Here is a 13,664-nt window from a genome sequence, read left to right as displayed (position 1 = left end):
ACTGTCGTCTTCTGGCACCGCGATAGTAGGCTTATATAAGAATACATGGAGCTGCATACACACCCTTACTGGACATAGAGACGCAGTTAGGTCAGTTGCCATTAGTCCGGACAATCAGATTCTCGCCACCGGAAGTTTTGACACGACAATCAAGTTGTGGCGTTTGAATACAGGGGAGCTAATCGATACCCTTACTGGACACTCAGGCACAGTTACTTCTCTTACCTTCAGCCCAGATGGGCAAACCCTCGCCAGTGCCAGCGCATATCCGGACAGCACTATCAAGCTATGGCATCTCAGTACCGGGAGATTAACTCGCACCCTCCAGCAGGGTTCAGTCATAACTTTGTCAGTTTGGTCTGTAGCCTTCAGCCCCGATGGGCGACTTCTCGCCAGTAGCCACAATGACAGCAGCATTAAGCTGTGGCAACCGCCTACTGGTGAACTATTGCACACTTTCAAAGGGCATTCTTGGGCGGCTTGGTCTGTAGCCTTCAGCCCCGATGGGCGCACTCTTGCCAGTGGTAGCTGGGACGGTACCATTAAGCTGTGGCATCTGCGTACTAGGGAACTGAAAAGCACCCTCAATGGGTCTTCAAATTGGTTAGGTGTGATTCAAGCCTTTTTCAGCGAGGGTCATGAGGTTCTCAGTGTGGCTATAAGTCCCGATGGAAAAATCCTCGCTAGCTGCGGTAGAGACAAGACAGTCAAGCTGTGGCGTATGAATAAGGGAGAACTGAGAAGCATTTTCACCGGGCATTCCGATGAAATTTATTCAGTAGCCATCAGTCCCAATGGACAGATTCTTGCCAGCGGCAGCGCTGACAAGACAATCAGGATTTGGAATTTACATACTGAAGAACTGTTGTACGTCCTTACGGGGCATTCAGACAAAGTTTATTCTGTTGCATTTAGCTGTGATGGGCAAACTTTAGTCAGTGCCAGTGCGGATATGACAATCAAGATTTGGCGATGAGGTTGAGTGACTACATCAGCATAGATTTCAGAGGGAGCGATCGCATCCTTCAAATCAAAAGCGATCGCACTCTTTATTACCAAGTGCGATCGCAAACTCTCTTCCTAACACCTATCGGGTGAGATTTTTCCTTGCCCGTTCAGAACGCGCTTCAGCTGATTCCATTACCTCAGCCATATTTTCCAGCACTTCTCCTGGATGATTTTCTAAGACTCTGGTAGACAAAGAAACCCGACCTTTACCTTCATCGATATCAACAATCAGTGCTTTGATTACTTGACCCACCTGAAACAATGATGCGAGAGATTCGATGTAAGTTTGGCTTACTTGCTTAATATGCAGCAAACCAGTAATTCCATCCAAATCTACAAACACACCGAAGGGCTTCACACCAGTAATTTTCCCTTCCACTAACTGCCCAACTTCTATCTGAGTGATGGCAACAGAACGAGTCGCTTGCCGTTGAGAAAGCACCAGTTTGTTAGTGTCAGCAGAAACTTCCAAAAAACTAGCAGTTAGCTTTTCACCAACCAGGGACTCCAGGTTATCGCGTTCCACCAAGTGCGATCGCGGAATAAACCCCCGCAACCCTTGCACTTCTACCGTAACGCCCCCCTTATTGATGCCAGTGACACGGGCTTGCACTGTTTGATTCGCTTCCTGCATATCAGCCAGGTTATCCCATGCCTGCTTGATCTCCATCTGCCGCACTGAAAGCGTCACCTGACCATCTGCATCTTGCTCTCGGATAATCAGGAAATCCCGTTCTTCCTGCAACGGCAGCACAATGGATAAATCTGTTACCCGTCTCAACGACGCCTCATCAACAGGTAAAAAAGCCAAAGACTTGCCGCCAATGTCTACATAGGCACCATCACTTTCGTGGGTTTCCACTTTACCGCGCACGACTTGCCCCTTGTGAAATTGGTAGTCGTGTTGTTCGAGAGCTTTGGCAAAATCGTCCATAGAAAATGACGATTTTGCATCTTGAGAAGAGGTCGATTTGGAATTCATGACAACTTAGTTGATTGAAAAAAAGTAATTCCCAACTCGCTGATTGCTAGTGTGGGAAAAAATTATGCCGCTTGAAGTTCTTGTTCAAACAGCTGTTTTACCTGCTTCCAGGCATCGGCGGCTGTGGTGTCATTGTAACTGGCGCGATGGTCACAGAAAAACCCGTGGTCAGCTCCATCGTAGCGGAAGACACGATGGGGAATGTGGTGTTTCTCTAGCTCCACTTCAATTTGATCTACCTGTTCGGCGGGGATGCTGGCGTCCTCCATGCCGAAAAAGGCGTAAAGCGTGCCTTTGATGTCTTTTGTCCGCGTTACTGTCGGTTCGCCGCCGCCGGGAGTGTTCGTAGCAACGCCAGCACCGTAGAATGAGGCTGTGGCTTTGATATCGGGTAAAGTCGCGGCGAGGTAAGCAACGTGACCCCCAAAGCAGAAGCCGATGCAGCCAAAGATAGGTTTGACTTCGGGCAGGGTTTTGAGGTAATTAATTGCCGCCTGGATATCGCCGAGTAGTTCTGAGGCTTGGGTTTGATCCTTGTACTGTCTGCCAATTTGAATGTCTTCCGGAGTGTAGCCGGTTTCAAAACCCGGTGCTTGGCGTTGAAAGATTGCTGGCGCGATCGCTACATAGCCTTCTTTGGCAATTCGTTCTGTTACCTCCCGGATGTGGGCATTCACTCCAAAAATTTCCTGCAACACCACCATGCCTGGAAAAGGCCCCTCCCCTTCCGGCATTGCCAGGTAAGCCGCAATTTCTAGATCGCCATTGGCAATTTTGAGGTTTTTTGCCCGAATCTTGCTATCTGTCATGATAATTCTTCTCTGTCCTCTGCTGTTTTTTTAGCAGATAGTGCTACTATTTTGTCTACCAGCAAATTACCCTATTTTTTACAGGAATAAAGTATTTAAAAGTTCATGACAGTGCTGCACAAATTATCGCATTTTTTTATGAAGAAAATTTATATGAATCAAACCATAACTTTTTTATTTAAAATATTCCAATTTTTAAATAATTTGTAATACCAGCTAGTTTTATTGTGTAGTTTTGTGCGGTTATTGAAGAGTTGCTGACTGTCGAGAAAAGGGATTTTTGGTTAAATGAGTCAAGAATGATAGCTGTTTTTTGTAATCATTAAAAACTCAAAAATTATCTAAGGACTAAGGGAAGGAGTTCAACCTTGGCAGACTGGAGAGAAAAAGAAAAACCGACCGCATTATTCACTCGGCAACTTACCTTCATCGCTATCGTTACCTTAACGGCCCTCATCGTCAATAAAATCATCGAGCCGTCACCTCAAACTTCCCCTCAGCATCAGTTTGCGATAGAGGTTCGTCAGGACAAGCCGGAAGCTCAACAACTCCCCAGTGTCAAACCCGAAAATTCGCCACCGAGGGAAATAATACCGCCAGCGAGTAGCGCGATCGCTGACACGGCAGAGGCTTCTCCATCGCCAAGTGTATGGGCGATCACACCATCTATCCCAGTCCAGCAGACACTCCCCATTGTCGAACCGGAAAATCTACCGAGTGAAACAACACCTTCAGCGATCGCTCTCTCACCCGCAGCCGAAAAAACCTTCCCAGTGCCTACCGAGTATCGGGGAAAAACCATTTATCAGGTAAAGCTGAAGAATCAGAGAAAAGTCATCGCCCTCACCTTTGATGATGGCCCTTGGGGGGAAACGACATTGCAAGTGCTGGACATCCTCCAGAAAAACGGCATCAAAGCCACATTTTTTTGGGTAGGAGAGCAACTGCAAAGTTATCCAGCCGTAGCGCGACGAGTGGTTGCTGAAGGTCACGCCATTGGCAACCATACCTGGCATCACTTGTATCGTCAGATGGACGAGGCTACGGCGGCAAAGGAAATAGATGATACAGCCGCACTCATCTACAAGACAACCGGAGTCACAACCGCTTACTTCCGCCCTCCCGGCGGCAACTTGCAAAATGGGTTAGCGGCTTACGCCCAAAAGAACAACTACGCCGTGATGATGTGGTCGATTAACTCAGCGGACAGTCGCCGCCACCGCCTCACCGCGCCCAAATTGGTCAAAAACATTCTCAAGAGTGCCTTCCCCGGCTCTATTGTGCTGATGCATGATGGTGGCGGTAACCATTCGACAACCGTTCAAGCTTTACCCCAGATCGTAGAAAAACTCAAAAAGCAGGGATATCAGTTTGTCACCTTGCCGGAACTACTAAAGAGGCAAGAGACAACAGACCCTACTGATTCCGTCTCTAGCGGGGAAGCAGAAACACAGATTCCCCTTGGATTGGAGGAAATTCCGCATTCACCCGGAGAACAACCCGAAAATTATTTCCCTGGCTGAGAGCGTTTTAGACTTTTTTTGGAGTTTAGATGCTGGCTTGTAGAAGACTTGCAGCAAGTAGCGCTAAGAGCGTATGTGCTGATGCGATCGCGTCTCTACTAGATAGATCAAGTGAGAAGGAGGCAGAATCTTGAAAAACCAGGGCGATAACTCAGCTTCTGTAGCGCATTATGCTATTAAAGAATTGCCCTTCTCACGGCTTCATGAGAATCAGAGTCCTTGGAGGCTCGTAAATGGTTCAGTTTCATATTCAACCAGACAGTGAAATTCCAGCGTCAAAACAGCTATTTGACCAAATGCAGTTTGCGATCGCCTCGCGACAGTTTCCCCCAGGTCATCGATTGCCCAGCACTCGGCAGCTAGCAATGCAGACAGGTCTGCACCGGAATACCATTAGCAAGGTGTACCGGCAGCTAGAAGACACTGGATTAGTAGAATCCCAAGCTGGATCGGGAATTTATGTCAAAGCCCAAGGAAACGAGGGCGGCACTGGACATAGCGGCCCCATACACGAACAATATCCCCATGCCTACAAGCTGGTGCAGCACAGCCTGGATGAACTGCTCAACCAAGGTTGCACCCTCAACCAAGCCAGAGAACTATTTCTAGCAGAAGTTGACTGGCGCTTACGCTGTAGTGCGCGGGTGCTGGTTACGGTTCCGTCACGAGACATCGGTGCTGGGGAATTGATGGTTCAGGAACTGGAAAAATCTTTAGGGATACCCGTACAGTTGGTGCCGATGGAGGAACTCAGTAAAATACTCGATCAAACCCACTCCGGCACCGTGGTGACTAGCCGCTATTTTATTGGGGATGCGGAAGCGATCGCTGCCCCACGAGCGGTGCGCGTCATCCCCGTCGATATTTACGACTACGCTCAAGAACTCCAGCTGGTTCAACGCCTGCCTAAAGACAGCTGTATGGGTCTGGTGAGTCTCAGCTCAGGCATTCTCGGAGTTGCAGAAATTCTTATCCACAGCCTGCGCGGGGATGATTTGCTGGTGATGACAGCCCAGGTAAAAGACACCTACAAACTCAACGCGATCGTTCGCAGTGCCCAAACGATTGTTAGCGATCGCGCCAGTTTTGCCACCGTCAAAGCGGCAGTCGCCGCCGCCCGTGAAGACATTATTCGTCCTCCGGAGCTATTATGTAGCGAAAATTATATTGGCACCAAGTCAATTAACTTGCTCAAACGCGAACTCGGTTTAGGTTAACAATTTTGGATTTTAGATTTCAATGATTAGATTTCAACGATCAGACAGTCTAGCTCATCCCATTTGGCAGCATAAAGTGCCGATTCAGGTGGGATTACCCACATGCACCCTTCGGTTCAGGCTGAACTTTTGGACGATCCAGATGCTGTAGGGTCGTCATCAGAGATTCAATTTTTTCAGTGAGAAGCCCCTTCTAAAATTGGCAATTCTCTGCTGAAAAATCAGCAAGAAGCAATCGGACCAAAGATGACGATTCACACGAAACCTTCGATGGGTTTAAAAGATGCCATTGAGAAACACCTTGCTACTAAAGCTTTCCGAACCGATCCCATTCCAGACTTTCTTTTGGAAGAAATCTTTACTTTAGGGATACACACGCCATCCGGTTAAAATTTACAGTCTTGGCTTGTAAAATCACTCCACAAGCATATGTATTGCTGTCTGCTACTCTTAGGCGATGCCGTCGATGAACCAATCAAACATAATAAGGGGCGCTTTGGTATAGATCGGGTTTACTATAGCGACAGTTATGGTGATTTCCGTCTATAGACTTATGCAGAAGTTTTCAAAAAGCCCCTCCGGGTGATTGGCAGAACCTGCAATTAAGGGTATATTTACACCTCAAGAACAGCCAAGTCGGCTCCTTTTGTTTAGCGATCGCGTCCGGACGGCTAGCTGCAACTGGCAACTGTTGCGATAGTAATCGGGAACAATTTTGCTCTAACGCCTTCTTAATTTTTTTTAAATCAAAGGCGTTTTCCCCAAACCGTTGCCAAAACTGACAATTCTTAAGCCAGAATCTGTAAAGATATCCTGACAGCTAAAACAAACTTTTGTGCGGAACCGTAACTCCTGATGCTATGACTGCTGTGCCCCTTCCTCGCCAGCCATCTCCCTTACCTGACGGCGGTACCACCGCCGAAACGACGCCTGTTTTCGCGCTCAAAGAACTGGTGGCGCGTTTGCATCGAGAACAGCGCAAGATTCAAGACTTGCTCTCGTCGTTAGGGTTTGCCCTGCGTAGCTTCAATAACTTGAATCAGTTTTTGGAGTTGATTCCGTTGATGGCAACGCGGGTCACAGATGCCGATGGCGGCATTCTCATCCGGTTTTTACCGAATGGTCAGGTGCGGCTAGAACGCCTGCACTGTCAGGAAGGTCAATCTTGTCAGGATATTCGCAAGGCGCTTAACGCCGCAACCCGTCAGGCGAGTAATCCCTCGACAACAGCAGAGGGGGTCGCCACACCGCCATCATTGGATGCTCAACTGAGCCGATTTTTGGGGCCAGACATTCAGGTATTTGGCACTCCGATTCTGGTGAAAAATACAGAGCGGGGACGTCTTTATGTGTTCAGCCGCGATCCCAAATATATTTGGACAGACACCCGGCAGAAGTTGGTGCGCTTAGTTGCCGATCAAACAGCAGTTGCGATCGCAAACGATGAACTTACCGTCGAACTACGCCAAAAAGAACGCCTAGATAAAGAATTAGAAATTGGTGCCGATATCCAGCTGCGCCTACTACCGCGACAATGTCCGAATATTTATGGAGTCGAACTAGCGGCAAAGTGCCAAACGGCTAGTCGCGTCGGCGGAGATTACTATGATTTTATTCCTGCCAATTATGACCAGCTGCGCCCCCAAACAGACAGTGATTCGGAAGTGGAAACTGCCCGAAGAGGATCGGTTCCGTGGAGCCTGGTAATCGGGGATGTCATGGGCAAAGGCGTCCCAGCGGGTCTAATCATGACGATGACGCGGGGGATGCTGCGAGCCGAAGTGCTAAACAGGCACTCACCGGCGAAGATCCTGCAACATTTAAACCGGGTAATGTATGCCGATTTGGAAAACTCCCATCGGTTTGTCACCCTGTTTTATTCTGAATACGATCCGCAAACCCGGATTCTGTCTTACAGTAATGCCGCCCACCATCCTCCCTTGTTATGGCAGGCATCAACCCGTTCCATCAAGCGCTTGGATACCTGGGGAATGCTGATTGGTCTGGATGCCGATTCCCAGTATGAAGATGCCCAAGTCCAGCTGTATCCTGGGGACACGATTATTTATTACACCGATGGTTTTACCGATGCGGCAAATCAAAATGGCGATCGCTTTGACGAAGAAAAGCTGAGCCGCACCTTCCAGTGGGCTTGCCAGCATTGCAACGGCACCCAAGCGATTTTAGATTACCTATTTGAGCAGGTACAGCAATTTATCGGCCCAGCCAGCCGTAACGGAGATGATATGACGCTAGTAGTGATGCAGGTCAAAAGTTAATTGGTAATAAGTCAGGGGTCATTTCCGATACCCATGACTCATTACCCATCACTGACTCCCCCACTAGCAAAGACATCAGCTTTGTGTTAATACAATCTGAACGGATGCACGAGCAACCTTTGCCAACATCTCTATTTGTTGTGAGGAAATCAGAGTCATGGTGCTTAATGAAATGCACGAAATAATCGGTTGGTTGCCCAACTTGACCCACGGTTACGATACGGTATCGCTGTGGTTTTCGCACTCGCCGGTCAATTGGCCCGTGTTGGCGCAGCAAATCAGAGACCCAAAAGTGTTAGACCAAATACAAAATGCCTTTAACTACTTCATTAAATCAGGGCAAGTCTGGGCGCTGTTAATCGGACTGTTTTTTGGCTACCTGATTCGAGGAGTTACCGCTTAGTGGATGGCGTTTGAAGGTCTAAAAAGTTAAAGGTTGAAGGTTGAAAGTTGAATGTTTGGATACAGCTTGCTCGTCCTGCAATTTGTTAAAGAGTAAGATGCTTGCAAAGGCAAGCTAAAACCTGCTCGCCGAGCCAACTTTCAACCGGCTCGCCTTTGAATCTGTCAACTTTCCAACGTTACCAAGAAGCTCGTGACTCAACAAAAAACTTGGAGCCAACGGTTTGAATCGGCGTTGCATCCTGCGATCGCTCGCTTCAACGCTAGTATCGGCTTCGACATCGAACTCATCGAATACGACCTCACCGGCTCGATTGCCCATGCCAAAATGCTCGCTCACACCGGCATTATTTCAGAGTCGGAGGCACAACAGCTAGTCGCAGGCTTAGAACAAATCCGCCAAGAATACCGAGAAGGAAACTTCAATCCAGGGATAGATGCAGAAGACGTTCATTTTGCAGTGGAGCGTAGGCTGACAGAAATTACCGGAGATGTCGGCAAAAAACTGCACACGGCGCGATCGCGCAACGATCAAGTAGGCACTGACACCCGCCTCTACTTGCGAGATCAAATTTCCCAAATTCGCAGCCAGTTGCGCGAATTTCAGGGAGTTCTCCTCGACCTTGCCCAAAATTACATCGAAACCCTAATTCCCGGCTATACGCACCTACAACGCGCCCAACCAGTCTCTTTAGCTCACCACCTCCTCGCCTACTTTCAAATGCTAGAACGGGACTGGGAGCGGCTAGGAGAAGTCTATGGGCGCGTCAATATCTCGCCTTTGGGGAGTGGCGCACTTGCCGGAACCACTTTCCCCATCGATCGACACTACACCGCCAAACTGCTCAACTTTGATGGGGTCTATGCCAACAGTATGGATGGCGTGAGCGATCGCGATTTTGCGATTGAATTTCTCTCTAGCGCCAGCCTGATCATGGTTCACCTCAGCCGTTTATCGGAGGAAGTCATCCTTTGGTCATCTCACGAATTCGGCTTTGTCACCCTCAAAGATAGCTGCGCCACCGGCTCCAGCATCATGCCCCAAAAGAAAAACCCCGACGTGCCTGAACTCGTGCGGGGTAAAACAGGTCGTGTTTTTGGGCATCTGCAAGGAATGCTAGTGCTGATGAAAGGGCTACCTTTGGCTTACAACAAAGACTTACAAGACGACAAAGAAAGCCTATTTGACAGTGTAAAGACCGTTAAAGGCTGCCTAGAAGCAATGACCATTTTGTTTCGCGAGGGGCTAGAATTTCGTACCGCTCGCCTTGCAGAAGCCGTCGCGGAAGATTTCTCCAACGCGACCGATGTTGCTGATTACCTAGCAGCGCGGGGTGTCCCCTTCCGGGAAGCTTACAATCTCGTGGGCAAGGTTGTAAAAACTTCCCTCGCTGCCGGTAAACTTCTCAAGGATTTGAGCTTGGAAGAATGGAAGGAATTGCACCCAGCTTTTGAGCCAGACATCTATGAAGCCATCTCTCCAAGACAAGTAGTTGCCGCTCGTAACAGCTACGGCGGTACCGGATTTGAGCAAGTGAGACAAGCGATTCAAGCTGCCCAGTCTCGGCTGAGTAGTTAGGACTAAGTAATCAGGACTGAGGACCGAGTAATTAGGACTGAGTAATCAAGACTGAGGGCTGAATAGGGGATTTCTCAATTTCGCAAGAGAGTTAGTAGCTGAAGAAAAATATTTTTTTTCCTCAGTCCTCAGCCCTCAGCCCTCAGCCCTCAGCCCTCAGCACCGAGCAATGGCTAACCCATCGCGCCGCCCATTGCTCCCATTCCTCCTCCCATCTTGTCTTCATCCTCCTCGCTGGTTCTCTCTCCGGGCGATCTTTGACGCCGGAATTTAGAGAACCGACCCGTAGTTTGACGTTTACGAAACTTGCGGGCGTATGCTTGATTACGCTGCGCCTTTTCTTTCTTAGGGTTACGGCGCTTCGCCATGTTCACCTCTTTGATATACGACTAAAAAATGGTGCCTTTGGGTTTTCCCCTGCACCTGATGCTTGTTGGTGTTGCCAGTCACGCCCAAGGCTTGGAAAAGCAGGTGCTAGAATCTGCCAATCTGGCAATCTACCGCGATCGCCCTCTTTTCGAGGGTTCTCCTTCGGTCTGGCTTGGTTGATCTGCATCTGACGCCCCATCCATTTTGCACCATCCAGCACCGAAATAGCTGTCTTTTTTTGCGGAGCTTCCACCCTCTCTACGAAAGCAAAGCCCCGCACTTTGCCTGTCTTCCGGTCGCTTGGTATCGCCACACTTTTGGCTGAACCAGATGCAGAGACTTGTTTAAAGTCTTCTGGAGTAACCTGCGAAGACAGACTTTCGATGTAAATAGTCATCCAACAATATCCATCCGAACAGTTGATTCAGATGAAAGTCGAGAGAGAGAAGAGCGACCTAGAAGCGCAAAATTAAAGCGTCTCTAGCAACTTCTCAGAACCTACTCTTGTCCAAGTGAATCTAGACAGAGAGTGTGTTGCTCTTCCAGAGCATTTTTTTGGCTCTGGAAGCCTCTGCCTTCAAACCTGTGGAAGAAACACCGAAACAGGCTAGCCTAAAAACGGCGGGTCGCAGACTGACGTGACCGAACTTGCATCTGTAACGTATATCATAACAGCCTGTCAGCAGCCTACTAAAAAGCGCTGACTTGCTGCGGTTGAAAACATCCCCATGTCCCTAAAACTCAGCGATACTGCTTCTTGGCTGGGTAAAATTGCCAGCCGTAACCGCAGCAAAAAGCTAAAAAATTCCGCACCAAGCAGTTGATACGCCTTCAGCGCCGCACATGAATGCGATCGGCTCGGATGGTAACATTGAGAAGATTTATCTTCAGGTGACTGAATCTCAAAAAGCGGAAATTCTCGCAGATTTAAAATTTTAATTTGTAGAGGTGGATGAATAAGCAATTCTGGCATCCCCAGAACTATGCGGATTCAGCCCTTGGGGAAACCCTCCTTTTGCAAAGTTTTAAATTTTATCTGTCATCGGAGAACTTCCTGCTCATAAATTGACTCTAAAAGTAAAAGTTCCTTTCTGCGTTGAAGTAAAGCTTCTTTTGCCTATGCGTCGGTCATGGCGATTTATACAAACAGTGCTAGGGATTATTTTCCGCCATCCCATTATCGGCACAACTATCATCCCGATTTTGCCAGATGGTCGAATTGTGTTCATTCGACGCGGAGACACAGGTGAATGGGGTTTTCCTGGCGGTATTGTTGATTGGGGTGAGGACATTCCGACATCAGCGCGGCGGGAGTTGGCGGAAGAAACTGGACTGGAGTTAGTAAAAATTCGCCGGTTAGTGGGAGTTTATTCTTCGCCAGACCGCGATCCCAGAATTCATTCGATTTGTGTAGCGCTAGAAGCGGAAGTGCAGGGAGAAATGCAGGTTCGGGATACGCTGGAAATTATGGAAGTCAAAGCTTTCTCTGTGGCATCCTTGCCTCAAGGGAAACTCTGCCATGACCACGACCAGCAGTTGCAGGACTACTTGAACGGCTTGACAACCCTCGCATAAGCAGGATTTTCGATTTTGGATGAGTCAATCCATCGTCAATCTAAAATCTAAAATCTAAAAATCTAAAATCTAGGATGACTCTACCGTTACGCAATTCTCGAATTAAGCTGTCTCAAGGACAAATCTTCTGGCGCGAAGTTGGTCAAGGGCCAGTTTTGGTTTTTTTACACGGATCGGCTCACGATAGCAGTCAATGGCTAGCTGTCATCGATTGTTTGAGTCGGGATTACCACTGCTTTGCCCCGGATTTACTCGGCTTTGGTGACTCCGAACGCCCGGATGTTCACTACTCAATTGAGTTGGAGATGGAATGTCTTGCTGAATTGTTAGAAGCATTGAATCAGCGAGAAGTTTTTTTAATTGGTCACTCGCTGGGAGGGTGGATTGGGGCAAGTTTCGCGCTGAAATATTTGGAACAGGTGCGCGGATTAGTGCTGTTAGCTCCAATTGGGGTGGAAGCGGAGGGATTAAGAACCGAGCGATCGCGCCCCTCTCTATTTACATCTCTATTTAAGCGGCTGTCTAAGGTGGTATCCTCCGGGTGGCGATCGCTCATAGATGCGATCGCTCGTGTCTCCAACAATCGCCTGTTTCCCCGCAAGCAGACTGGGCAAAAGAAGCGGCGACAAGAACAGCCGGTGCAGTTTCCCACTACCGACAAGCTATTATTTCAACGCCGCCGCGCCGAAATTCAAGCAGAATTATTGAAAGAAAGACTGGAGTGGCTGAAAGTCCCCGTTATGATTTTGCAAGGCGATCGCGACAGTCGTTCTAGAATTGCCGAAAGTCAAGCCTACGCGGACTTAACTCCATCAGCTCAGTTGGAAATTATTAGCTTTGCGGGAAACGATCTACCCGAAGCGTTGCCAGATGTCGTGGCTCAGTATATTCGAGATTTCGTGAGTAAGCATTAGGGGCGCATAGGCTGTGCGCTTGTAGTGGAGTTAATAAAAGAACCTCACCCCCCAACCCCTCTCCGCTTGCGGAGAGGGGAGCCGGAGCCGCAGGTGGAGGCGGGGTAAGGTTTTTCTCAATTGTGGAGAATCAAGCGGATTTGATGTGAATCGCTTTATTAAGGACTAAGAACTAAGGACGACTGACCGCATTCCCATAAATATCAGATTCGGGTCGCTAATTATCTGACTGGCTATTTCAGGAAACTGGATTTGGAGATAAGCAAATAAAGTAGCGCGATCGCCTCCCGTCAAAACCACCCGACTACCTGGAAATTTCTGCCACCAAGCCTGGATAAAGTCTTTGATTCCAGCCAAGACAGTGTAGATAACGCCACTCTGAATCGCCTCCGGTGTGTTTACAGCAAAACGCGGCGGCATTTCCTGGGGCAATTCTATCGGTGGTAACGCAGCAGTTCTTTGGGTTAGAGACTGTAGCTGTAACCTTAACCCAGGCAAAATCGCCCCACCCACTAGCCGATGGTTGACATCTGCACTCGTAAATGTTATGGCAGTTCCAGCGTCAATCACTAAAGAAGGCAAGCCCCAAACTTCGCCAGCACCCAACACCGCTAAAGCCCGGTCAATACCAAGAGTGGGATAAAGTCCTTCAAGGGGCAATTGGTCTAAAGTCATGACACGGATATCTGGGTAACTTTGCCAAAGTGCTGTTTGCTCTGGAACCACCGAAGCCAGATAAATCGGCAACTTTAATTGCTGATTGTGGATTTTGGATAGTGAATTGGTCGGACTGGGTGGCAAAATTTCCCGTGGAAATTTACCCGCTGCTAAGCGCTGCGCCAGACGATTTACAGTTGCCGCTGGCAGATAGTTGCTATCCCAGGCATCCTGAAGAATTTCTTCCACAAAGTACGCCCAGTGCAGCCGCGAATTCCCGATCGTCAAAGCTAGCCAATTCATCGTTCTCTGAGCCTGGAGCTGTTCGACACTTTTAGAACTCTTAACTC

16 protein-coding genes are annotated in these 13,664 nt (G+C 48.5%); 10 read left to right on the top strand and 6 right to left on the bottom strand.

Going from position 1 to position 13,664, the window contains the following annotated elements; translation table 11 throughout:
• The first annotated feature begins 1 nt into the window (after position 1).
• Together NC994_RS13665 and NC994_RS13660 are read left to right on the top strand one after the other, a co-directional pair.
• Positions 2-976: a WD40 repeat domain-containing protein gene (locus NC994_RS13665; RefSeq protein WP_190434210.1), complete on the top strand. Its 975-nt coding sequence runs from the start codon at positions 2-4 to the stop codon at positions 974-976.
• Positions 973-1,098 (top strand): hypothetical protein, encoded by a 126-nt coding sequence (locus NC994_RS13660; protein ID WP_277879678.1) that lies wholly within the window; start codon positions 973-975, stop codon positions 1,096-1,098. The genes NC994_RS13665 and NC994_RS13660 overlap by 4 nt, the downstream gene beginning before the upstream one ends.
• On the opposite strand, the gene NC994_RS13655 is transcribed toward NC994_RS13660, so the two are convergent.
• Positions 1,088-1,990 (bottom strand): S1 RNA-binding domain-containing protein, encoded by a 903-nt coding sequence (locus NC994_RS13655; RefSeq protein ID WP_190434169.1) that lies wholly within the window; start codon positions 1,988-1,990, stop codon positions 1,088-1,090. The genes NC994_RS13660 and NC994_RS13655 overlap by 11 nt on opposite strands.
• A 62-nt stretch (positions 1,991-2,052) precedes the next feature.
• Complete coding sequence (locus NC994_RS13650) at positions 2,053-2,799, bottom strand: dienelactone hydrolase family protein (protein WP_190434167.1); 747 nt, start codon at positions 2,797-2,799, stop codon at positions 2,053-2,055.
• 368 nt (positions 2,800-3,167) lie between these two features.
• Here NC994_RS13650 and NC994_RS13645 point away from each other — a divergent pair, with 368 nt between their 5' ends.
• The 6 genes from NC994_RS13645 (at position 3,168) to argH (ending at position 9,799) form a co-directional block, all read left to right on the top strand.
• The gene (locus tag NC994_RS13645) at positions 3,168-4,322 is read left to right on the top strand and encodes a polysaccharide deacetylase family protein (protein ID WP_199299542.1); all 1,155 of its coding nucleotides are present in this window, start codon (positions 3,168-3,170) and stop codon (positions 4,320-4,322) included.
• A 233-nt stretch (positions 4,323-4,555) separates the two neighbouring features.
• Positions 4,556-5,539 (top strand): GntR family transcriptional regulator, encoded by a 984-nt coding sequence (locus tag NC994_RS13640; RefSeq protein WP_190414628.1) that lies wholly within the window; start codon positions 4,556-4,558, stop codon positions 5,537-5,539.
• A 246-nt stretch (positions 5,540-5,785) separates the two neighbouring features.
• Positions 5,786-5,929, top strand: coding sequence for a hypothetical protein (locus NC994_RS13635; protein WP_190434165.1), 144 nt, complete (start codon positions 5,786-5,788; stop codon positions 5,927-5,929).
• A gap of 470 nt (positions 5,930-6,399) precedes the next feature.
• Positions 6,400-7,818 (top strand): PP2C family protein-serine/threonine phosphatase, encoded by a 1,419-nt coding sequence (locus NC994_RS13630; protein ID WP_190434163.1) that lies wholly within the window; start codon positions 6,400-6,402, stop codon positions 7,816-7,818.
• A gap of 157 nt (positions 7,819-7,975) precedes the next feature.
• Positions 7,976-8,221, top strand: a complete 246-nt coding sequence (locus tag NC994_RS13625; protein ID WP_199299541.1) for a hypothetical protein — start codon at positions 7,976-7,978, stop codon at positions 8,219-8,221.
• 192 nt (positions 8,222-8,413) lie between these two features.
• A complete protein-coding gene (gene argH, locus NC994_RS13620) occupies positions 8,414-9,799 on the top strand; it encodes an argininosuccinate lyase (RefSeq protein WP_190434161.1) in 1,386 nt (461 codons plus the stop codon).
• Between the two features lie 173 nt (positions 9,800-9,972).
• Here the strand turns inward: argH and NC994_RS13615 are convergent, their stop codons facing one another.
• The 3 genes from NC994_RS13615 to NC994_RS13605 all read right to left on the bottom strand — a co-directional run bounded on the left by NC994_RS13615 (position 9,973) and on the right by NC994_RS13605 (position 11,141).
• Positions 9,973-10,167 (bottom strand): hypothetical protein, encoded by a 195-nt coding sequence (locus tag NC994_RS13615; RefSeq protein ID WP_190426225.1) that lies wholly within the window; start codon positions 10,165-10,167, stop codon positions 9,973-9,975.
• Positions 10,168-10,169: 2 nt separating this feature from the next.
• Entirely contained in the window at positions 10,170-10,565 is a 396-nt protein-coding gene (locus tag NC994_RS13610) for a hypothetical protein (RefSeq protein WP_190434159.1), read from the bottom strand.
• A 282-nt stretch (positions 10,566-10,847) separates the two neighbouring features.
• On the bottom strand, positions 10,848-11,141 hold the full coding sequence (locus NC994_RS13605) for a hypothetical protein (protein WP_190434158.1): 294 nt from the start codon (positions 11,139-11,141) through the stop codon (positions 10,848-10,850).
• A 146-nt stretch (positions 11,142-11,287) separates the two neighbouring features.
• On the opposite strand from NC994_RS13605, the gene NC994_RS13600 reads away from it, so the two are divergent.
• Entirely contained in the window at positions 11,288-11,743 is a 456-nt protein-coding gene (locus tag NC994_RS13600) for an NUDIX hydrolase (protein WP_190434156.1), read from the top strand.
• A 74-nt stretch (positions 11,744-11,817) separates the two neighbouring features.
• Positions 11,818-12,657 (top strand): alpha/beta hydrolase, encoded by an 840-nt coding sequence (locus tag NC994_RS13595; protein WP_190434155.1) that lies wholly within the window; start codon positions 11,818-11,820, stop codon positions 12,655-12,657.
• 165 nt (positions 12,658-12,822) lie between these two features.
• Here NC994_RS13595 and NC994_RS13590 read toward each other — a convergent pair whose 3' ends face one another.
• Positions 12,823-13,617 (bottom strand): pantothenate kinase, encoded by a 795-nt coding sequence (locus NC994_RS13590; protein ID WP_190434153.1) that lies wholly within the window; start codon positions 13,615-13,617, stop codon positions 12,823-12,825.
• Positions 13,618-13,664: the final 47 nt, after the last annotated feature.

This window comes from Trichocoleus sp. AS-A1, assembly GCF_039962015.1.
Lineage (GTDB): Bacteria > Cyanobacteriota > Cyanobacteriia > Cyanobacteriales > FACHB-T130 > FACHB-T130.
Note: the sequence above shows the minus strand (reverse complement) of the source record. Positions and strands in the feature narration are given on the sequence as shown.